This window comes from Paenibacillus sp. FSL F4-0243, assembly GCF_037963295.1.
GTDB lineage: Bacteria > Bacillota > Bacilli > Paenibacillales > Paenibacillaceae > Paenibacillus_AQ.
This window is the reverse complement of sequence record NZ_CP150151.1, coordinates 4605031-4626179: the sequence shown is the minus strand read 5'-3', so window position 1 is coordinate 4626179 and position 21149 is coordinate 4605031. Positions and strand designations below refer to the sequence as shown.

Sequence of the window (21149 nt, the reverse complement as noted above, 5' to 3'; positions counted from 1 at the left end):
CATTCGCTTTCTTTTGTAAAGGGATATTTTACAATTCGTACTAACTGCTGGGATTCGGTTGTCGTGCATGGTAAACTATGGATAAAAAATAGGAGGGGCTATGATGGAGCAAATCGTGTTCAAACAAATTGAATTTGTACGTAGTGTTACTGTTCGTGCAGTTGAAGAACTTTCCGAGGAAATACTAGATATCATTCCACAGGGCTTTAATAACAACATTAGATGGAACTTGGGACATATTTATTTGGTGCAAGAGAAGTTCGCTTTTCATTCCGCTAGGGAGCTTATGCAATTGCCGGAAAGCTTTGAACGATTATTTGCAAAAGGTACTAAACCTGCAGAGTGGAGCGAGAAACCACCAACACTTGAAGTGTTAATTAAGATGCTTTCGGAGCAACCCAAACGTATTCAGGAAGCAATGCACAATCGCTTAAGTGAGCAAGCAACACCGCTTACAACCGGAAGTGGATTAACCTTAAATACAATCGGAGAATTCATAAATTTCACGCTTTACCATGAAGGGATGCATTTTAATACAATCAAACTATTAAATCGATTTGCTGATAAAAGTCTTTAGAGATCTTTAGTAGATAAAAGTCTAAGGTCAAGGAGGTATTCGATGGAGGTTGGAAGAATTTTAGGTATTGCATATAATGTGATCCCAGTAAAAGACTTGGAGAAATCTGCAGCTTGGTTTGTGAAACATTTTGGTTTTAATATTAGGGATCGAAGAGAAGGCAATCTAAGCTTATTTAGAGAGAATAGACCGATCCTATGTTTAACACAAAGTGATCATGATTCAAGAGCTGTGTTCGAGGTAAGGGATAAGAAAAGATGGGTGATCACTTTCTTTACTAATGATGTCGTATCACTTCATAACAATTTGAGTTGTGAAGATGTGAAAGTCGGAAATATTAGTGACGAAGGTGAGTATGGTAAGTTTTTTGTATTTGAAGATCTGGATGGTAATTTATTTGATGTTTGGGAACACCATGATTGTGAACTGGTTTATTAGCCTCACTAAGGATATCGAGTTCAATCGATATCTTTTGTTATATATTGGAACGAAAAAAGATTTGTAATGAAAACGGTTTTATGATAATCTAATTAATGTAATACATGTAACCGGTTACACATTGGGGGATGAAATGAATCATGATGACGATTAAAGATGTTGCAAAAATAGCTGGAGTGTCGGTAGCAACCGTTTCTAGGGTGTTAAATGAATCTGGTTATGTGAATATCGATACTCGAAAAAAAGTTGAGGCAGCTATCAAAGAAATGAATTATACCCCTAATGAGGTTGCAAGGTCATTGTATAAACGGAAATCCAAATTAATAGGACTTCTATTGCCTGACATTACGAACCCATTCTTCCCGCAATTAGCACGTGGGATAGAAGATCGGATGCAGGAGCATGGTTATCGAATAATCTTTGGTAATAGTGATGAGAACGAGGAAAAGGAATTGGATTATATTCAAACCTTTATCCAAAATAATGTCATTGGCATGATCTCATCAACCAATTTTCCCGAGAAAGATATTTATTCTAATTTGAAAATTCCGGTTGTATTTCTTGACCGTACTTCTAATGACAGTCCCTCCGTATATGCAGATGGCAGAAAAGGCGGACGCCTTGCTGCTCAAGAAATCATTGCACGGGGAAGCACCAAAATTACAGTTATGCAAGGACCGGCGCATATTAAACCGGCGCAAGATCGATTTCAAGGTGCGATTGAAGTACTTGATGAAATGGGAATCACTTATCAAGTGATCCAGACTTCATCCTTCTCCCACACGGAAGCGGAACAATGGGCTGTAGAGTTGTTTGATAAATATATAGATACAGATGGTGTAATTGCCAGTAATGATATCGTGGCGACAGCTGTTATTCATGAAGCACATCGCTTAGGTAAAAGAGTGCCACAGGATCTCCAAATCATTGGATTCGATGATATCCCACTCAGCAGCCTGTTGTCGCCTTCGTTATCCACTATCCGTCAGCCTGCACATGACATGGGCCGTGAAGCAGCTGGTTTACTTATTAAGTTAATTGAGCAAGATAAAGTAGAAGATAAAATCATTCAATTACCCGTTAGCTTTGTGGAGCGGGAAACAACAAGAAGAAAAGAATAGATGACAACATAAGAAAGGTTGATGGACATGGCTAAAATTTGTGTAATCGGAAGTTGTTCAATGGATTTGGTGGTGACCTCATCCAAGCGACCTCACGCAGGGGAAACTGTTCTTGGAGAGAGCTTCGCTACCGTTCCAGGAGGCAAGGGAGCGAATCAGGCTGTAGCTGCTTCACGTTTGGGCGCAGAAGTTACGATGGTTGGTTGTGTAGGGGAAGATTTCTATGGTACGGAAATCATGGAGAATCTTAAGAGAAATCGGGTTTTTACAACCAATGTGGAACCGGTTACACATATCGAGAGCGGGACAGCTCACATCATTTTAGCAGAAGGTGATAACAGCATTATCGTTGTAAAAGGAGCTAATGATTTAGTCACTCCTGAGTTGGTTGAGCGAGCACTGGATGCTATAAAAGGGTCTGATATGGTGCTAATCCAACAAGAGATACCCGAAGAAACGGTGTCTTATGTAAGTGAGCTTTGCCATAAATTCAATGTACCTATGCTGCTTAATCCAGCTCCTGCTCGTCCCATCAGTGACACGATTATAGAAAATGCCGCCTATCTGACACCGAACGAACATGAATGTACGATTTTATTCCCTGGGATGAGTACTACAGATGCTTTACGGAAGTATCCCAACAAGCTGTTTATAACAGAAGGAAGCAATGGCGTACGATTTTACGATGGAGAACAAGAAATTCTGGTTCCTACTTACAAAGTGAACGCTATAGATACGACCGGAGCTGGAGATACTTTTAATGCGGCATTTGCAGTTGCTTTAGCTGAAGGCAGCTCCATTCTGGATAGTGTAAAGTTTGCCAATCGAGCAGCATCTTTATCCGTTACTAAATTTGGTGCTCAAGGTGGTATGCCAACAAGAGCAGAAGTGGAGGCGAATCTTTAGTTATGAAGAAACAAGGGATATTAAACAGTCATATTTCCAAAGTGCTTACTGACTTAGGCCACACTGATACAATTGTCATCGCAGATGTGGGGCTTCCAGTTCCACCAGGTGTTCCGAAGATTGATTTGGCGGTTAAACTAGGGGTTCCTAGCTTCCAAGATATCGTTGATATCATTTCGGAGGATATGGTCATCGAAAAGGTGATCGTTGCAGAGGAATTAGAGACTGATAATAAAGTCACCTCTCAATACTTGAATAATAAATTTAAGGGAATACCGATAGAAGCGTATTCACATGAGCAATTTAAGCAGCTGACGATGCAGGCTAAGGTTATTATTCGCACGGGTGAAGCTAAGCCGTATGCAAACTGTATTCTACAAGCTGGGGTCTATTTTGGATAAAAAGGGGGTTCTAAGTGTATGCACATTACGATGAAAGATATTCATAAGTCTTTTGGCGCTAACCGTGTATTGACCGGTGTGAATTTTGAACTTAAGGATGGTGAAGTTCATGCCCTGATGGGTGAGAATGGCGCAGGTAAGTCTACGCTGATGAATATTCTGATCGGTCTGCACCAACGTGACCAAGGGACCATTCGTATAGATGATCAGGAGAAATACTTTACGAATCCCAAAGAGGCAGAACAATATGGAATCGCATTTATCCATCAGGAGCTGAATGTATGGCCAGATATGACGGTTCTGGATAATCTATTCATTGGCAAGGAACGAACATCCAAATTCGGCCTGTTAAATAGGAAAGAGATGAAAGCGTTAGCAAATGAACAGTTTGCTAAGCTCTCTGTGACCATTCCTTTGAACCAAGAGGCGGGGGAATGTTCAGTAGGTGAAAAACAGATGATTGAGATCGCTAAAGCGCTTATGACTCATGCGAAAGTTATTGTTATGGACGAACCTACCGCTGCATTAACCGAGAGAGAAATACAGAAACTATTTGAAGTCATTGCCTCGTTAAAGAAAGAAGGCGTCTCTATCGTCTATATTTCGCATCGGATGGAAGAGATTTTTACGATATGTGATCGAATCACCGTGATGCGAGACGGGAAAACCGTAGATACGAAGCCCATTCCTGAAACTAATTTTGACGATGTAGTTCGGAAGATGGTAGGTCGTGAATTAACGGACCGGTTCCCTGAGCGTACTTCTAAACCCGGAGAAGTGGTTCTTGAAGTTAAGAATGCTTCAAAGAAAGGGCAATTTAAAAATGCTAATTTCTCTGTGCGAGCTGGCGAAATCATAGGATTCTCTGGATTAATGGGATCTGGACGTACAGAGATGATGAGAACCTTATTCGGATTAGAATCATTAGACCAAGGTGAGATTTGGGTGAAGGGACAGAAGATTACCATTCGGAATCCCAATGACGCTATGCAAGCTGGAATCGGCTTTGTTACAGAAGACCGCAAAGATGAGGGGTTAATCCTAGATTTCTCTATTCGAGATAATATGGTACTGACGAATTTATACGACTTTGCCCCTAAAGGTGTAATCAATGCTAAGAAGGAACAAGAATTCGTGGACATGCTTATTAAACGGCTACACATTAAGACACAATCATCATCCACTTTGGTCCGGAATTTATCTGGGGGTAATCAACAAAAAGTAGTTATCGCCAAATGGATTGGTATTGGCCTCAGTGTTCTTATCCTTGATGAGCCTACACGCGGCGTCGATGTTGGGGCAAAACGGGAAATTTATCAGCTTATGAACGAATTAACTGAACGAGGTGTCGCCATTATTATGGTATCCTCAGAACTTCCTGAAGTCTTAGGGATGAGTGACCGCATCGTAGTTGTTCATGAAGGGGAAATCAGTGGAGAACTTTCACAACAAGAAGCTACGCAAGAAAAAATCATGACGTTAGCTACAGGGGGGCAATAGTAATGACTACTATCAAAGATGAGAGTGTAAAGAAAGGTTTCCAAATTGGGCAAATCACGCAGAAATTAGGGCCATTACTAGGGCTAATCATTCTAATTATTATCGTAACCGTGCTGAATCCAAGCTTTATGGAACCCCTTAATATATTGAACTTGCTTAGACAAGTCGCAATTAATGCGCTTATCGCTTTTGGGATGACCTTTGTTATTCTAACGGGTGGTATCGATTTATCAGTAGGGTCTATTCTAGCTTTATCCAGTGCCTTCACAGCCAACTTGATGTTGTCAGGCTGGGATCCAATCTTAGCTATTGTTGTGGGTTGTTTAGCGGGTGGACTGATGGGGATGGTCAACGGACTGATGATTACGAAAGGCAGAATGGCACCTTTTATTGCTACACTGGCGACCATGACTATTTTCCGCGGATTAACGCTTGTATACACGGACGGTAATCCGATCACAGGTCTTGGTGACAGCATGACGTTCCAATTGTTTGGTCGTGGATATTTACTAGGAATACCTGTACCTGCTATCACGATGATTATCGTATTCGCTGTGTTGTGGATTGTACTGCATAAAACGCCATTTGGCCGTAAAACGTATGCTATTGGGGGTAATGAGAAAGCTTCCATTATTTCAGGGATCAAAGTAGACCGCATCAAAATAATGATCTATTCCTTAACCGGTATGTTATCAGCATTGGCTGGCGCCATCTTGACCTCTAGATTGAACTCAGCGCAACCAACAGCAGGTACATCCTATGAGTTGGATGCGATCGCGGCAGTAGTATTAGGGGGGACGAGCTTAACAGGTGGCCGTGGACGTATCGTAGGTACATTAATTGGTGCTCTTATTATCGGGATTCTGAACAATGGCTTGAACTTGCTCGGCGTATCATCATTTTACCAAATGGTAGTTAAAGGGATCGTTATTGCGATTGCTGTACTCATAGACCGTAAGAAAGCCGTATAAGGGGGATTCCACATGAAAAAGCTCACATTAATTTTTACTTCCTTACTCTTGATTCTTATGACGGGCTGTTCCTTAGAGCCTCCAGAGTGGGCAAAGCCGAACAGCGGCGGAGGCCCAGGGAATATGAAGATTGGATTATCCATTTCTACCTTGAACAATCCGTTCTTTGTATCTGTTAAAGATGGAGTTTTGGCAGAAGCTAAGAAGCTTGGTATGGAGGTTCTCGTTATCGATGCGCAGAATGATTCAGCCAAGCAAAGTAATGACGTTGAAGATTTAATGCAAAAAGGTGTAAATGCGCTGTTGATCAATCCAGTAGACTCTTCAGCGATCTCGACGGTTGTTCAGACAGCTAACAGTCTAGATATTCCAGTCGTTACTTTGGACCGTTCTGCAGATAAGGGAGATATTAAAGCCCTTGTTGCCTCTGATAATGTAAAAGGTGGATCAATGGCAGCTGAATATATTGTAGAGCAACTTGGAAAAGGTGCAAAGGTTATAGAACTAGAAGGATCACCGGGAGCATCAGCTACCCGTGAACGCGGGAAAGGATTCCATGAAATTGCCGACACGCAGCTTGAGGTGATTGCGAAGCAAACTGCTGATTTTGACCGTACGAAAGGGTTGACCGTTATGGAGAACCTTCTCCAAGGAAATCCAGATGTACAAGCGGTTTTCGCTCATAATGATGAAATGGCTCTTGGTGCTATAGAAGCGATTCAGAGTTCAGGTAAGAATATTCCTGTCATCGGTTTTGATGGAAATGAAGATGCACTTAAATCCATTGAGGCGGGTAAACTCACAGGAACCGTTGCTCAGCAGCCTGCATTAATTGGGCAGTTAGCGATTCAAGCAGCGAAAGACGTATTAGATGGCAAGACGGTTGAGAAACTGATTGCCGCACCTCTAAAACTGGTCGTAAAAGAATAAGTAAATGACTATAGAAAAACACTGCATTCGCCGATTTGGTGAGTGCAGTGTTTTTGATATATATAAGCTTATTTTTCCTCAATTACTCTATCCGGTAACTGTGTTACATAACTATCTGATAGATGGAGAAGCTCTAAAGCACGATCGAACTCATCCTCGGTCGTTTGTTGCGTGTGGTTACCATCGCCAGATAAGGTATAATGCTGACCATCCTCGAAGCCACTGCCAGATAGGAAGAGCTCTTCATTATTTACGAACGATCCTGTAGGCAAATAATAGCGCTGAGGAAGTAGGTTATAAGTCGATTGATTCAATAAATCTTGTCCGAAATGAATATGATCCGCAAGAGAAACACCCAATAAATTAGATACAGTAGGCAAAATATCCACTTGACCGCCCAACTGTTCTTTTACACTTGGCGTTGTAATCCCTGTCGCTGATAGGATCAATGGAATATTAATTAATTCGCGTTCCGTATATTCATGACCAAGGATTTCCTGTAATAAGACGTGATCGTCCTCTTTTAGAGAGAAGATAGGAAGTCCGCGGTGATCTCCGTACAATGCAATCAAGCTGTTATCCCATACCCCATTTTGTTTGAGCTCATCAATAAAAAGTCCCAGTGCATAGTCAGCATAATTTTGAGCACGAATATAATCTCCGACTAATGTTCCTTCGAATCGTTCTGGAAGGGCCATTTTGTATTTTTCCTCAGGGATCGAGAACGGATTATGTGCTGACATCGAAATAACATGGGAGTAGAAAGGCTGATCCCTCTGATCCATCCTTGCTAGCTCTGCAGCTGTTTTCTCATACAACACCTCATCAGAAGCTCCGTAAAATACCGTGTCCTCTTCACCATAATATTCCTTATCGTAATATCGATTAAATCCTAAGGCAGTATAAAGCTCGCCACGGTTCCAAAAGTCGACTTCATTGGTATGGAATGTTGCCGTATCATAACCTTGCGCTTGAAGCAGCTTAGGTAAGCTTGGAAGCTCTTTTGGCGCATACATTTGAGTGGCTGGACCATCAGGTGGAACATAGAAAGAAGTATTTACAATGAATTCGGCGTCAGAAGTATTTCCTTGTCCAACCTGCTGGTAGAAACGCGGAAAGTAATAACTGCTAGCCGCAAGCTTATTCATATTCGGCGTAATTTCTACTCCATCAATCTTAAGGTTGATTAAGAAGTTCTGGAAAGACTCCATCTGAAGAATGACCAGGTTCTTTCCTTTGGCGGCTCCAAATTGAACCGGATTTGAGGTTGCTTGAATTCCTTTGGTCTCGTTAATCGCAGCTTGTGTAATCTTGGCGACGTCGATTTGTTCTTCTTCTTGATTGGCTAATAGAGAGTAAGCTTCATAATTGAGAATGCCCATTTGCTCGGCTTTAACAGTTTCGTTCATACTGGCTCGGTTTGGAAAAATATTCATTGCACAAATGACGATGGAAATACAGAACAAGATCGCAACCGCTTTCCGGTTACTTTTACGCGACATAGCTTTTTTCCAGTTAAGTGCCTTTTGTTTTCTAAACATGATCAAACCAATGACAATGATATCCACGAAAATAAGCATATATTGCGGACGAAGGACCGAGAAAATACTTTTCTTAACGGCTCCTACTTGTTTGACCTGATCTAATACTTGCGAAGTAGCAATGATGCCAAAATGATTATGATATACAATGAGTGAGAAAAATAGCGTAGTGATCAACACATTGACCAGCATGTAGATGGCAATTTTTCGTTTCGTTGCGAACCATTCAATCAAGCAAAAGACTAGAAGCACAAAAGGGATTTCTTTAAGCCATGTGGTCCACGTAGGCCCGTCTTCAAAGAGAAAATACCAAGCAAAATAACTTTTAACTAGCATAATGAGAGAGAAAAAAAATAGGGATCTTTTACTGAGTGTACGAGGTTCTTTAAACGGCATCTCTTATGCCCATCCTTTTCTTTTAGATTAGTTCATTCTATTACTTGAAGTGTTTAAAATCAACTAGATTGGGGTATAGAAGAGACTTATTTTCCTTAATATTACATTTAGGTGAATGAAACCATACATAGTATATAAAAATTATTTTATGGGAAATGAACTTTTTAAGTTACTCCTAACTCTTATAGGGGAGAGAGGTGAAGGCATGGATGTTGCTCGTTGGGTGAAAAAAGCCAAAAAGGGGAATAAAGAAGCATTGCTCCACTTAATCATGTCTGAAAAAGACGTTTATTATAGGCTAGCGTTCAGCTATATGGGGAATGCGCATGATGCCATGGATGCCATGGACGAAATGATCGTCACACTTTATGAAAAGATCGGTCAACTAAAGAAAGAGGAAGCATTTTATAGCTGGAGTAAGACGATTTTGGTGAATGGCTGTAAACGACTCCTTCATAAGCGCGGCAAGCTGGTGCTGTTAGAGGATTGGAGTAAGGTTGACGATAGGGAAATAGGCCAAGTAGTGAGTAGTAATGATCCTTATCGCAGAAGTGAGCAGCAAATGGATATGGAGACCTTGTTGTTACAAGTAAATGAACATCAGAGAGAAGCGATTCAATTAAAGTATTTTCATGATCTCGATTATCAAACGATAGCTGACATTACAAAGGTTTCGATAGGAACGGTTAAATCAAGAATTTACCATGGATTACAAACGCTCAAAAATCAGTACAGAGGTGATGTTGATGAACAATAATGTCGAGCAACAATTAGCTGATGAGAAGACGCGCATAGCATCCATTACCGCACCTGAAGAATTAGAAATGAGATTAAGAAAGGCTTTGAATTCGGCTCCCGCAAAAAGAACGAAAAGAATAGCACCGATTTGGAAGGTTGCGGCGGTTGTTTTATTGGTGACAGTGATCTCTGGACAAAACTACAATGCTTTTGCTTATTTTGGCAAACAGCTTTTTGGCTTTGATGAATTGCTTAATGGCACAACTTTACAACAGCTAAATGAAAAAGGGTTGGGACAAAACATCAACAAGAAAACTACGTTACTAGACGGAACAACTCTTACCATTAACGGAATTATGGCGGACGCCAATCAATTCATTATGTATTACACCTTAACTAACCCAAATGGACTAGAGGATATGTCTGTAGACGCTTTTAGACCCTCAAAAATAAGTGGTTTTTTAACCGATTCTAACGCAGTAAGTGGTACATCATTAATCAATGAAGAGCATGCGGAGATTAAAGGACAGATGTCGTTTGACAGCGTAAATCCATTTTCAAAAAAACTAACGTTACACTTTTGGCAGCAGCTAGTAGAGAACGGCCAGATGAGCGAAGGAACAGTTACGTTCCCTTATAACCCTAATGAGGCCATGGAAACTCAGATTAAACAATCGATTAACAAGAAGGTTAAAGTTGACAAAGGGACGATTACCTTCAAATCAATTACAGCTACACCAACGATGACTGTAATAAAAGGGAAGCTGGATGTCGATAATTTTGATCGAGTGAAGCTTGGATTACATGGGATACAATTAATTGTCGATGGAACACCTGTAGAGATCCTGGGTAGTGGTAATCAAACCTCATTAGGTGGAAGAACATTTGATATTCGCTTCGACACATTGCCTAAGGAGCTACATTCCATGCAGCTAGTCGTTAAAGAGTTTCCTGGATATCAAAAGCTGGACGAAAAGTATTCCCTGACTTCCCTTAGTGATAAGCCATTGATGTTGGGTGATAAAGAATTATGGTTAAAGGATGTCTTCAAAACCTCCCAAGGCATCGAAATAACAATCGCTTCTGACGATGATGTAATGCTGGATGGTGTGTCTATAGAGACGAACAACGAGAGTACACCTTTAAAAACAACGATCAATCAAAAAGAGACAAAGCAAGTGGACGGTAAACTAATGAAAGAACGAACTTTATTATTTGATACACAAGCAGAGCCTGGGTCACTACTAATAGAAGGAATACACTATTTGAAGGCATACAATAAGGTGATTGAGATTCCAGTAAAGTGAAGAAAAGTGCAATATCCATTTTTTATAACATATGGTAATCTATATGGACGTGAGAAAAGGAGGGGCACATGGATAATACAGAGGTTTATAGAGTGAGGCGTCCGTCGTTAATACCACTTCTGGTGTATATCAGTCTGCTAATGGGGATTCAATTATTTCAAATTTATAATTTAAACTATCGCTATACAAGTAGTGACAACTTAGTGCTATCTTGTTTACTTTATGGTCAGGCTATTTTGTGTTTCATTGTTGCAATTGTTTTAGTCTACAGGATATTTACGATCAGAAGAGTTGTTGAAATTCAGATTCAACCGGAATCTATATTAATAGAAGATCTAGGAATAGAAGCAGAGCGGATTAATGACATATATATAAAAGGATATTTTAGTCCTGTAATTGGGATTAGACCTAAAGTGAATAAATTTGTTCCTTATAAATTATGCTTTAATTTTCTGTCACAAAAAGATGAAGATGAAATAATGAAACAGTTAAAAGCTTGGGCCGAACGAAATCAGATCAATGTATCTCATAAAAGTTTTTCGAGATGGCTCTAAGCTCCTCTAAACTAATATGTGAAATGAAAGACACTGACTCCTTGTTGGTGTCTTTTTTTGATTAAATCGTTATGTCATATGACATGTAACGAAGCTAATTGGTGACAGAACGTTTCTAGCTAGAATGACAATCCGTTTGTGATACTCAGAACAGGTTTACTATTTACAACTAACCCTATAGAGGAGAATGGATTATGAAGAAAAAGACACGCAAGCTTAGCGTCATCGCACTATTATTATCAACAGCTGTATTTACAGCATGTTCAGCACCAGTCTCCACTAACGCAACCAGTTCGAAAGGCTCTTTTAATGGAAAAGAAATCGAGGCTTTCGCGGACCCTATATTTGCGCAGAAAATGAAGGATTACAATGTGAACGGATCCAATTTTGTAGTGGTTAAAGACGGAAAGGTGCTCGTGAATAAAGGGTACGGATATGCGGACAAAGAAAAGAAAACACTTGTCGATAAGAATACCGTCTTTCAGATCGCATCCGTGTCGAAGACATTTACCGCTTTAGCAGCTTTGCAGCTAGTGGAACAAGGAAAGATGGATCTTGATCACGATATCAATGCGTATCTTGGAGGAATGAAAGTACCTAATGAAACGGAAACTCCGTTAACCTTAAGAAATATGTTGTCATACACAACGGGCTTTGATTACCCGGATAAAGCTAACTTTGTTGCACCGGAATATGTAGATCAAGACATCCCAATGAAAAAGTTTATGACGGAGCATATGCCGACGGTCGTTCGGACACCTGGTGAAGCTTACACCTATGATAATTTTGCATTTTTACTTGCGGGTTATGCGATTGAGAACGTAAGTGGTACCCCGTTTTATAAGTATATGGAGAACCATGTGTTCAAACCGTTAGGAATGAACTCTACTAGTGCTCGATTTACCCCAGTGCTGTTAGATAGAATGGCCACGCATTATGGTCCAGATGGTAAACCTCACCCAACCTTTGGGCATGCTCCTACCGATGGGCCACAGGGCAGCATCCTTTCCACAGGAGAAGATATGGCTAAATATTTAACTCTTTTTCAACAACAGGGTAGCGTGAATGGAAAGCAAATCATTAGTAAAGAAACCACAAAGATGATGCAAACCTACTCTGTATTTGCGAATGAATTGCTTCCGATGACGACGATTGGAGGATTTGAAGGGTATCGTAATGATCTGATGAATGGCTATCATGTGGTTCTCAAAGGTGGAAATATGCCTGGTCATCAATCACTGATCGTATTATTGCCAGAGGAGAATACCGCTTTCTACATGTCCTATAACAATGACACAATGATGAGCTTAGATATTTATGAAGCCTTGATGGATCACTATTTTCCTGAAAAGAAAGCACCAGAGGCGCCAACGTATCTCCCATTACCTGCATCAGAAGCTACTAAATATACTGGAACTTATTTGAACACCAGATTCTATTTCTTGAAATCGAACTTCACCTATGCAGATGGCAATCTGATTATGGAGACTGGAACAAGCGGTACACATACGTTACGAATGATTAATCCGCTATTGTTCGAAGATGAATTAGGTAACAAATTGGCCTTTAAAAAAGATCATAAAGATCAGATCGAATACTTTTATTATACGAATCCTAATAGCCCAGACTTTGTTTCAGATGCTCGTAAGGTTCACACGAAGCCAGCATTCGCTGATGTATCTGAGGAGAGCGCTTATAAATCTTACATCGACAACCTGTATTCGCTTGATGTGATAAGTGCTAAATCTGGCAACAATTTCGAACCACAGGGAACGATGACGCAAGGTGAGTTTATGGATGCTCTAATTCTTGCTCATGGTTGGTACGGCTTTCCTCATTTAATTGAGGGGAATAAAGAATTAACGAAAAAAGGTATCCCTGGTTTTGATCGTAATGCTGTTATTACAAGACAAGTAGCAGCCGTTATGATTCAAAATCTAAAACAAGCTAAGCAAGCTTCAGAAATTACGCTTAAAGGTGACACAGACTCATGGGCCACTGATTCGATCATAGCATTAGTGTCACAAGGCATTGTAGATCCTGATACAAAAGTGAATGATGACGGGACTGTCGATTTTCGTTCTAAAAAGCCTTTGCTTCGCCAAGAAGCGAGTGCATTACTTGATCTTGCTTTTGGATACTATACGTTGCCAATCAAACACTAAGAATTGGACACCTCAGAGAGACTCTTTGGGGTGTTTTTTTTAATGATAGGAGTTTAAGAGCTAAATGAAATTATCGGTAGTATAAGGTTGTTTTAGATGCTAAAATTACCCAAAAGTATACTCTAAACAGCAAGGAGGTATTTTTTTGGATTACAAAGGGTCATCGGTGTATGACAATGAAGATTTTTTCTATAACTATTTATTGAGAAGAAACAGAGCGGATAGCCCAAATAACATTATTGAAAAGCCGGTTATATATGATCTTATGGGTGATGTACTTGGGAAAAAGGTGCTCGATTTAGGATGCGGGGATGCTAAGTTCGGATATGAGTTGCTTGAGCAGGGATGTAACTTTTACGAAGGTGTGGAAGGTTCAAGTAATATGGTCAAAGCGGCAAAAAAACTGTTAAATACATCTAAAAGTGAGATTCACCATGCTACTATAGAGAGTTGGAATTACCCAAAAGAGAACTATGATTTGGTAATCTCTCGGTTAGCTATTCATTATTTACAAGACCTAGAACCAATCTTTGATAGTATCCGTAGTGCGCTTATCCCTAATGGTCAGTTTATTTTTAGTGTACAGCATCCGGTTCTAACATCATCCATGAAAAGTGCAACAACTTCAGAAAGAAAGTCGGACTGGATCGTCGATAATTATTTTGAAATGGGTAAGAGAATGGAGCCTTGGATTGGAGAAAGTGTAGTTAAGTACCACAGAACTTTTGAAGAGTATTTTCAGTCACTGAAAAATGTAGGATTTAAAATAGAGGATATCAGAGAATGTAAACCAAATCCTCAGTTTTTTGATAGTGAATGCGAGTATAAGAGAAGGATGAGAATCCCACTTTTTCTCGTGTTTAAATGTATAAAATAGTTTGTTGAAGTAACGCTAGTCTAATGAGCATATGAATGAAAAGAATTGCAATGAGGAGGTCTACGATGAAACGAATGCCATATATACGCCCCACTGAGCATTATGATCAACAAATTATTGAGATCGATGAGCAGATTTGTGCATTGATAAAACAACGTAAGGAACGCTCGGATAATAATCCAGGATTTCCACCATTTGAGTATATTTCTGATTGGGCGGGCAAGTTTGAACTTTACGAGGATTTTTTGAAATCGGTATTTGGGACATTATTTAATGAAGAACATTTTAAGCCGATGGTCGAGCCAACTGATTTTAAAAAACATATTGCTGTTCTACAATCTATTGAGGCAGATGAGTTCTTCTATACACTGACCTCTATACGACAATACAGTAATGCAAGTGTTATCACGCTTAGTATAGATTGGGATATTACCTCTGAATTATATGCTAATAAACCTAACCACTTTGAGTTATATATAGATAAATCGTATGATTGTCGAATGACGAATGGTGGAAGTTCATCAGGACATGCAGCCTATAACTACGTAGTATCTCCGCCTCTCGCAGATGATAACTCCGGTATTAAATTAGAGTTCAGGGAATTTAGTCCACCCTTAAAGAAGGATGGGACAGGTACTGAAATTGTGTTTAAGCTAGAATAACCATACAAAGTATTTTAACAATAGAATCTAGCAGGAAGAGGTACGTATCTATGAATCAAATGATCTGGCTAACTGGACTATCGGGTTCAGGTAAATCTACGCTTGCAGAGGAACTGAAAAATCACATTGAGAATTGCTACATTCTGGACGGTGATACATTGAGAAGAGGTATTAATCAGGATCTTCAATTTAGCGAAGAAGATCGACTGGAAGTTGGTAGAAGAATTGGTGAGATTGGTAAGATTCTGCTTGATGCGAACCTGAATGTGATCGTTGCCTCGATCTCTCCATACCGCTCTACACGCGATAAGGTCCGTTCTCTCATAGGGGATTCCTACAAGGAAGTTTATGTTCAATGTCCTTTGGAAGTATGTGAGGAGAGAGATCCGAAAGGTCTATATAAACAAGCAAGAGCCGGGCAAATCAAGCATTTTACGGGTATTGATTCTCCATATGAGGAGCCCGTTAGCCCGGATGTGATCGTAGAGACAGACAAGTTTTCCTTAGATGAATGTGTGTCGAAAATCCTTCAACACACATCAGCTATGGGGAGGAAATAAAACATTTATTAAATTTGATAGAAAAGACGAGCAAACCATCAACGGTTGCTCGTCTTTTTACGTTCCATTGTCAGTAACACTGCTGGAAAATAGTTCTGCGAATATCATTGTAAATGATAATCATTATCATATATGATGGGGGTATAAATCTCTCAACATGGAGTGATAGAGAAGGGGGAGCGCAAGACAGTGACATTGAATGATCAAGCTTTGCTATGGAATCAGGCATTCATCAAGATCATAGATATACGACATACAAAAATGGAACAAGGCGAGGAGCTGCATGCGTACAGAATGCCCTCAAGCGTCTTCTTATATGTGACTAGAGGTAGCGCACATCTCCAACTGGACGGCATAGCACACCGCGTCAGCCGGTTTTCCTTGCTCCATGGGGGCAAGGGTCTCTACCTTGATATTACGGCAGATGAGCTGCTGGAATACTATATTATTTTGTATAAAGCAGTACTAGCACTACCATCCCGTCAAGAAACGATCAAGCTGATGGAGAAGCACAATCCGTTTCAAATGCAATATGTATTTAAGCCCCATTATCCGATTTCCGTTTTCCATCATGTCACCTCCATGAGCAAGGAGTGGCATCGTTCAGATCTACTCAATAAGCTTCAAGTTAAAGCGATATTTTATCAAATGGTTTATGAAATTCTAGAGCAGATGGAACGCCAGAATATCATAGCCGTTAAGCCTGACTTGGTGGCCCAAGCGGTTCGTTATATTCATGAACGCTATCGGGAGCCGATAACCCTAGAGACGCTGCTTGAACACCTTAGTTGCAGCTCCAGACAGCTACTGCACGCCTTTAAGAAGCAAGTGAGAACAAGCCCGATCGATTATTTGATTCAATTGCGGATGAGCAAAGCGAAGCAGTTGCTTCTATCCACAGATTTCACGCTGAAGGAAATTGCCGAGAGTGTAGGCTATACCGACAGCTATTATTTCAGCCGTATCTTCAAGAAATACGAGGGTGTTTCTCCCACCAGCTTTAAAGAAGCAGCGTTGCAACAGGAGCAGCGTCGAAATAATCCATCCTTCGTGTTCAGATCTCCCATTGTTGCTAGAAGGCAGCAACGTTATATTGGTAATGAGTTTGAGAATCATTATCAATATAAAAGAGAAGGGGAAATACCGATGTATCGTAAGTCAAGAACAACAATGGCAGCAACCTTATTATTTTGTTTCGTTCTCTTTTTGAGTGCATGCTCGACAGGGGGAACGAATGTCACACCGACAAGCAACAGCACTTCTACTAATAATGTTGCAACTTCCGCAAGTCCAGCTGCGAGTCCGTCGACGGATGTAAGCAATGACACAAGAGTGATTAAGCATGCGATGGGGGAAGAAACGCTTACCGGCGCCCCTGAACGTGTTGTCATATTGACCAATGAAGGAACAGAGGCACTTTTGGCACTGGGCATCAAACCGGTCGGAGCCGTTCAGTCTTGGATTGGTGACCCTTGGTACGACCATATCAAGAAAGACATGGAAGGCGTTACGGTTGTGGGAGACGAGCTTCAGCCGAATATTGAATTGATCGCGAGCCTCAAGCCGGATCTGATTATCGGTAATAAGGTCAGACAAGAGAAAATCTACGACCAATTAAAGCAGATAGCTCCGACGATATTCTCCGATGACCTGGCAGGAGATTGGAAGATTAATTTCAAGCTCTACTCCGAAGCTTTAAACAAGCAGGAAGAAGGAGCGCAGGCGATGGCAGACTTCGATAAACGAGTTGCGGAAGTCAAGGCGAAGCTCGGTAGCAAAGCAGACACGAAAGTGTCGGTGGTGCGCTTCTCCGCGAAACAAGTGCGTATTTATCAAAAGCAAACGTTCTCCGGCGTGCTCTTGAGCCAATTAGGAATTGCCCGGCCTGAGTCGCAGGATAAAGACTCCTTTATCGAAGTGATGACCAAAGAGACGATTCCTAGCATGGACGGCGATGTGCTCTTCTATTTCGTGTCGGAGACTCCGGGCAAGGACGATGCATCGAAGGTCGTGGAGGAATGGAAGAAAGATCCGTTGTTCCAAAATTTGAGCGTTTCAAAGAACAACAAGGTGATTCAAGTCGATGAAGCGATCTGGAACTCGGCAGGCGGATATGAAGCAGCCAATCTGTTGCTGGACGAACTCGTTAAATACTTTGATGTGAAATAATAAAGGCGTATCGAATCAACAAGCTGGCGCTGTATTCGCGTCAGCTTGTTGACGATTCCGGCAGTTTAGTTGTTAAGACTGCCAATGAATAGGAGGCTCGGTGCAGACGTGAATGGTTCTTTCCTAAGCAAGCGAAAGCTCGCCGGCCTAGTTGTCGGTGCAATTTTGCTTCTAATTAGTATGTTATGCAGTGTATTGTATGGTCTTCATCAATTCAGCTTGAAAGATCTATGGCTGGCTTACAGTCAATTCAACGGTTCCAACGAACATCTTATTCTGACGAAGGTTCGTGTTCCCCGAACCCTGATTGCGGCACTGGTGGGGGCAAGTTTAGCAGTAGCCGGGGCGATAATGCAGGTTCTGACAAGAAATCCGCTGGCTTCGCCCTCCGTCTTCGGTGTAAATGCGGGCGCTGTGCTATTTATAGTCATCGGGCTACTCGTATTCGGTTCCTCGTTAACGATGAGCGGCATGGTCTGGCTTGCTTTCGCAGGTGCGGTTGCAACATCGGTGGTCGTCTATACGCTTGGCTTGCAAGGAGGCGGTTTCGAGCCGGTAAAGCTGACCTTGGCCGGCGCTTGTATGGCAGCTTTCGCTTCCTCAATTACATCCGGCATTATTCTAATTAATAAGCAATCGTTGGAATCTGCCTTATTCTGGATGATCGGCTCTGTAGAAGGAAGAAATCTGGAGCATTTATTGATGGTTCTGCCTTATATGGCAATAGGAATGACGATCTCACTATTACTCTCGGGCTCGTTAAATATTATGGCGATTGGAGACGATAGCGCGAAGAGCTTGGGACAGCGTCTAACGCTGGTCCGCGTGCTGTCTGCTACGGCAATTGTACTATTGGCGGGAAGCTCGGTAGCAGCAGCTGGTCCGATTGCTTTCATAGGACTTATTGTCCCTCACTTATGCAGATACATCGTTGGGCATGATTTTAGATGGCTGCTTCCTTATACCGCATTAGTTGGGGCGATTCTTTTGGTGACTGCGGATTTAGCATCGCGCTTTATTCTGGAATCCAGAGAAGTTCCGGTTGGTGTCGCAACGGCGATTATCGGCGTTCCCTTTCTGATCCATGTGGCTAGGAGGAAACAGCATGCTTAAAGCGCGTATAGCGAAGCATTCATTCTTGTTGTTTTTAGGTTTAACTTGTCTCGTTGCTGCCTTGTCACTCCTTAGTTTATCCGTTGGGGGAGTTAGCGTACCATTAAAAGAGGTACTTGCTTCTCTTACGGGGCGAAACGCAGAAGCCAGCAACCTGATCATTATGCAGTTCCGTTTGCCTCGAATAGCAGCCGCTATACTCATTGGCGCAGCATTGGCTGTAGCGGGTGCGCTATTACAGGGCGTCATTCGCAATCCTCTCGCTTCGCCCGATCTGCTGGGTGTAACCGGAGGGGCATCGGTAGCTGTGGTTGCCTTCATGACTTTCGTGACCGGCTACAGTATCCACTGGGTACCGTTCATTGCCATCGGCGGCGCGTTGGTTGCGACAACAATTAATTATGTATTTGCTTGGAAAAAAGGCGTGTCACCGTTTCGGCTGGTGCTGATCGGCATTGGCATTTCTACGGCAATGGGCGCGCTCACAACGTTTCTGCTAATTAGCGGGCCGGCTTATTTGGCCGCACAAGTGCTGAATTGGATGACGGGAAGCATCTACGGCACCAATTGGAGTTATATTGAAGTGCTGTGGCCGTGGGTAGCGGTATTCATTCCTTTATCGCTACTGCTCGCGAAGGAATTAAATGTGCAATCCTTAGGTGAGGATGTCGCTCGCGGGCTTGGAAGCAAGCTTCAGTTAAGCCGAATGATTCTCTTATTTTATAGCGTTGCACTTGCCGGTGCTGCAGTTGGCGTAGCCGGGACGATATCGTTCATCGGATTGATGGCACCGCATATCGCCAGAATGCTGGTTGGAAATTCTTACAAGCTGATCATCCCGGTATCCGCATTAATAGGTGCAATCATTCTACTGTTGGCGGATTTGGCAGGAAGAATGCTTTTTCAACCGCTAGATGTTCCGGCAGGCGTGTTCACAGCAGGCATTGGAGCTCCTTTTTTCATGTATCTGCTGTTTAAGCGCAAGAAGATTTAGATCTTCTTTCAAAAGGATGAGAACAGAGGGAGGCAAAGAATGGGTCAGAAATTGGAGCTTTTTGACGTAACTATAATCGGTGGAGGACCGGCGGGGTTGTATGCTGCCTTTTACAGCGGAATGCGCGACATGAAGACGAAACTGATTGAGGCGAGAGAGGAGCTCGGAGGAAGGACATTAATGTATCCGGAGAAGATCGTCTGGGATGTCGGCGGCATGGCCCCCGTTCGAGCAGCGCAGCTGACAAAGCTCATGATCCAGCAAGCTCAAACTTTTGATCCGACCATTGTACTGGGTCAACAAATTACCGGGTTGGAGAGATTGGTTGATGGCACGATGCGTATAACATCTGCAACCGGAGAGCAGCATTGGAGCCGGACGCTGATTTTGGCCATAGGCCATGGTGCGCTAAAACTTGCTAAGCTTAATCTGCCTGGAGCGGAAAATTACGAAAAAAATAATCTCCATTATAACGTTACGGATGTGGCAAGCTTTCGCGGTAAAAGAGTGCTAATCTCTGGAGGCGGTGATTCAGCTGTCGATTGGGCTAATGAACTAGTAGGAATCGCTTCATCGGTTACGCTCGTGCACAGGCGGGAACGATTCAGTGGTATGGAACGGAATGTGAGGCGGATGAAGGCATCGAACGTTCAAGTTCTTACGCCATATGCCATTAAGGATTTATATGGGAATGGCAATCGCCTTGATGCTGTTTCAATCGCTCCATTAAATGCGGAGGGGGAATGGACGGATGAAACAGAACAGGAGCGTCTTGCGGTGGATGCCGTCCTAATTAATCATGGGCTACGCGGGGATTTAGGTCCTATTGTAGATTGGGGGTTAGTGAGAGAGGATTGGAATTTTAATGCGGACGAGAAGCTGGCAACCAATCTTCCAGGAGTGTTCGTGGCTGGAGATACGGCAAATTACGGCAGCAAGCTTTATCTTATTGCCGGAGCTTTTACGGATGCAGCGTTAGCCGTGAACAGCGCCAAGTTGTATATCGAGCCGGATGCGTCAACAAGAGCGCAGGTCTCCTCACATAACAGTAAGTTTGATGAGAAGAACAGGGCGTTAGAACTTGTAGAGGAACGACGCTGAAGGGATGACTTACAAGCGATGTAAATTCACTAATAGTTTTGGAAAGTTTATCTATATTTGAAGCAGAATTTCAGCTACTATTGTTAAAGGATAGAACAGTAACTGTTCCTACACTAATGCACATAATT

General features: G+C 41.9%; 20 protein-coding genes. 19 read left to right on the top strand and 1 reads right to left on the bottom strand.

Annotated elements, in window-relative coordinates; all coding sequences use genetic code 11:
* Positions 1–100 precede the first annotated feature (100 nt).
* The 8 genes from NSS87_RS20610 (at position 101) to rbsB (ending at position 6844) form a co-directional block, all read left to right on the top strand.
* On the top strand, positions 101–577 hold the full coding sequence (locus NSS87_RS20610) for a DinB family protein (RefSeq protein ID WP_339242456.1): 477 nt from the start codon (positions 101–103) through the stop codon (positions 575–577).
* 42 nt (positions 578–619) lie between these two features.
* Entirely contained in the window at positions 620–1015 is a 396-nt protein-coding gene (locus NSS87_RS20605) for a VOC family protein (protein WP_042189851.1), read from the top strand.
* 140 nt (positions 1016–1155) lie between these two features.
* A complete protein-coding gene (locus NSS87_RS20600) occupies positions 1156–2136 on the top strand; it encodes a LacI family DNA-binding transcriptional regulator (protein ID WP_042189849.1) in 981 nt (326 codons plus the stop codon).
* A gap of 27 nt (positions 2137–2163) precedes the next feature.
* Entirely contained in the window at positions 2164–3042 is an 879-nt protein-coding gene (gene rbsK / locus NSS87_RS20595) for a ribokinase (protein WP_339242453.1), read from the top strand.
* A 2-nt stretch (positions 3043–3044) separates the two neighbouring features.
* On the top strand, positions 3045–3443 hold the full coding sequence (rbsD, locus tag NSS87_RS20590) for a D-ribose pyranase (RefSeq protein WP_339242451.1): 399 nt from the start codon (positions 3045–3047) through the stop codon (positions 3441–3443).
* Positions 3444–3461: 18 nt separating this feature from the next.
* The gene (locus NSS87_RS20585) at positions 3462–4943 is read left to right on the top strand and encodes a sugar ABC transporter ATP-binding protein (protein WP_339242449.1); all 1482 of its coding nucleotides are present in this window, start codon (positions 3462–3464) and stop codon (positions 4941–4943) included.
* Between the two features lie 2 nt (positions 4944–4945).
* Complete coding sequence (gene rbsC / locus NSS87_RS20580) at positions 4946–5914, top strand: ribose ABC transporter permease (RefSeq protein WP_042189841.1); 969 nt, start codon at positions 4946–4948, stop codon at positions 5912–5914.
* 12 nt (positions 5915–5926) lie between these two features.
* Positions 5927–6844, top strand: coding sequence for a ribose ABC transporter substrate-binding protein RbsB (rbsB, locus tag NSS87_RS20575; RefSeq protein WP_076286607.1), 918 nt, complete (start codon positions 5927–5929; stop codon positions 6842–6844).
* Between the two features lie 68 nt (positions 6845–6912).
* On the opposite strand, the gene NSS87_RS20570 is transcribed toward rbsB, so the two are convergent.
* Positions 6913–8781: an LTA synthase family protein gene (locus tag NSS87_RS20570; RefSeq protein WP_339242446.1), complete on the bottom strand. Its 1869-nt coding sequence runs from the start codon at positions 8779–8781 to the stop codon at positions 6913–6915.
* A gap of 205 nt (positions 8782–8986) precedes the next feature.
* On the opposite strand from NSS87_RS20570, the gene NSS87_RS20565 reads away from it, so the two are divergent.
* The 11 genes from NSS87_RS20565 (at position 8987) to NSS87_RS20515 (ending at position 21021) form a co-directional block, all read left to right on the top strand.
* The gene (locus NSS87_RS20565) at positions 8987–9538 is read left to right on the top strand and encodes a sigma-70 family RNA polymerase sigma factor (RefSeq protein WP_149646933.1); all 552 of its coding nucleotides are present in this window, start codon (positions 8987–8989) and stop codon (positions 9536–9538) included.
* Positions 9528–10826 (top strand): DUF4179 domain-containing protein, encoded by a 1299-nt coding sequence (locus tag NSS87_RS20560; RefSeq protein ID WP_339242442.1) that lies wholly within the window; start codon positions 9528–9530, stop codon positions 10824–10826. The genes NSS87_RS20565 and NSS87_RS20560 overlap by 11 nt, the downstream gene beginning before the upstream one ends.
* Positions 10827–10894: 68 nt before the next feature.
* Complete coding sequence (locus NSS87_RS20555; protein ID WP_339242440.1) at positions 10895–11380, top strand: hypothetical protein; 486 nt, start codon at positions 10895–10897, stop codon at positions 11378–11380.
* A 194-nt stretch (positions 11381–11574) separates the two neighbouring features.
* Complete coding sequence (locus NSS87_RS20550) at positions 11575–13545, top strand: serine hydrolase (RefSeq protein ID WP_339242438.1); 1971 nt, start codon at positions 11575–11577, stop codon at positions 13543–13545.
* A 145-nt stretch (positions 13546–13690) separates the two neighbouring features.
* Positions 13691–14422: a class I SAM-dependent methyltransferase gene (locus NSS87_RS20545; RefSeq protein WP_339242436.1), complete on the top strand. Its 732-nt coding sequence runs from the start codon at positions 13691–13693 to the stop codon at positions 14420–14422.
* Between the two features lie 65 nt (positions 14423–14487).
* A complete protein-coding gene (locus NSS87_RS20540) occupies positions 14488–15084 on the top strand; it encodes a hypothetical protein (RefSeq protein WP_339242434.1) in 597 nt (198 codons plus the stop codon).
* Complete coding sequence (cysC, locus tag NSS87_RS20535; protein WP_339248627.1) at positions 15081–15644, top strand: adenylyl-sulfate kinase; 564 nt, start codon at positions 15081–15083, stop codon at positions 15642–15644. Before NSS87_RS20540 ends, cysC begins: the two co-directional genes overlap by 4 nt.
* A gap of 189 nt (positions 15645–15833) precedes the next feature.
* A complete protein-coding gene (locus tag NSS87_RS20530; RefSeq protein ID WP_339242432.1) occupies positions 15834–17813 on the top strand; it encodes an AraC family transcriptional regulator in 1980 nt (659 codons plus the stop codon).
* A gap of 108 nt (positions 17814–17921) precedes the next feature.
* Positions 17922–18926 (top strand): iron ABC transporter permease, encoded by a 1005-nt coding sequence (locus tag NSS87_RS20525; RefSeq protein WP_339242430.1) that lies wholly within the window; start codon positions 17922–17924, stop codon positions 18924–18926.
* Complete coding sequence (locus NSS87_RS20520; protein WP_339242428.1) at positions 18919–19920, top strand: iron ABC transporter permease; 1002 nt, start codon at positions 18919–18921, stop codon at positions 19918–19920. The genes NSS87_RS20525 and NSS87_RS20520 overlap by 8 nt, the downstream gene beginning before the upstream one ends.
* A gap of 39 nt (positions 19921–19959) precedes the next feature.
* Entirely contained in the window at positions 19960–21021 is a 1062-nt protein-coding gene (locus NSS87_RS20515) for an NAD(P)/FAD-dependent oxidoreductase (protein WP_339242426.1), read from the top strand.
* Positions 21022–21149: the final 128 nt, after the last annotated feature.

Excerpts from the sequence above, each read along its gene's own strand:
- NSS87_RS20610 (WP_339242456.1), top strand. The coding sequence starts at position 101 with ATGATGGAGCAAATCGTGTTCAAACAAATTGAATTTGTACGTAGTGTT.
- NSS87_RS20605 (WP_042189851.1), top strand. The coding sequence starts at position 620 with ATGGAGGTTGGAAGAATTTTAGGTATTGCATATAATGTGATCCCAGTA.
- NSS87_RS20600 (WP_042189849.1), top strand. The coding sequence starts at position 1,156 with ATGATGACGATTAAAGATGTTGCAAAAATAGCTGGAGTGTCGGTAGCA.
- rbsK (WP_339242453.1), top strand. The coding sequence starts at position 2,164 with ATGGCTAAAATTTGTGTAATCGGAAGTTGTTCAATGGATTTGGTGGTG.
- rbsD (WP_339242451.1), top strand. The coding sequence starts at position 3,045 with ATGAAGAAACAAGGGATATTAAACAGTCATATTTCCAAAGTGCTTACT.
- NSS87_RS20585 (WP_339242449.1), top strand. The coding sequence starts at position 3,462 with ATGCACATTACGATGAAAGATATTCATAAGTCTTTTGGCGCTAACCGT.
- rbsC (WP_042189841.1), top strand. The coding sequence starts at position 4,946 with ATGACTACTATCAAAGATGAGAGTGTAAAGAAAGGTTTCCAAATTGGG.
- rbsB (WP_076286607.1), top strand. The coding sequence starts at position 5,927 with ATGAAAAAGCTCACATTAATTTTTACTTCCTTACTCTTGATTCTTATG.
- NSS87_RS20570 (WP_339242446.1), bottom strand. The coding sequence starts at position 8,781 with ATGCCGTTTAAAGAACCTCGTACACTCAGTAAAAGATCCCTATTTTTT.
- NSS87_RS20565 (WP_149646933.1), top strand. The coding sequence starts at position 8,987 with ATGGATGTTGCTCGTTGGGTGAAAAAAGCCAAAAAGGGGAATAAAGAA.
- NSS87_RS20560 (WP_339242442.1), top strand. The coding sequence starts at position 9,528 with ATGAACAATAATGTCGAGCAACAATTAGCTGATGAGAAGACGCGCATA.
- NSS87_RS20555 (WP_339242440.1), top strand. The coding sequence starts at position 10,895 with ATGGATAATACAGAGGTTTATAGAGTGAGGCGTCCGTCGTTAATACCA.
- NSS87_RS20550 (WP_339242438.1), top strand. The coding sequence starts at position 11,575 with ATGAAGAAAAAGACACGCAAGCTTAGCGTCATCGCACTATTATTATCA.
- NSS87_RS20540 (WP_339242434.1), top strand. The coding sequence starts at position 14,488 with ATGAAACGAATGCCATATATACGCCCCACTGAGCATTATGATCAACAA.
- NSS87_RS20520 (WP_339242428.1), top strand. The coding sequence starts at position 18,919 with ATGCTTAAAGCGCGTATAGCGAAGCATTCATTCTTGTTGTTTTTAGGT.
- NSS87_RS20515 (WP_339242426.1), top strand. The coding sequence starts at position 19,960 with ATGGGTCAGAAATTGGAGCTTTTTGACGTAACTATAATCGGTGGAGGA.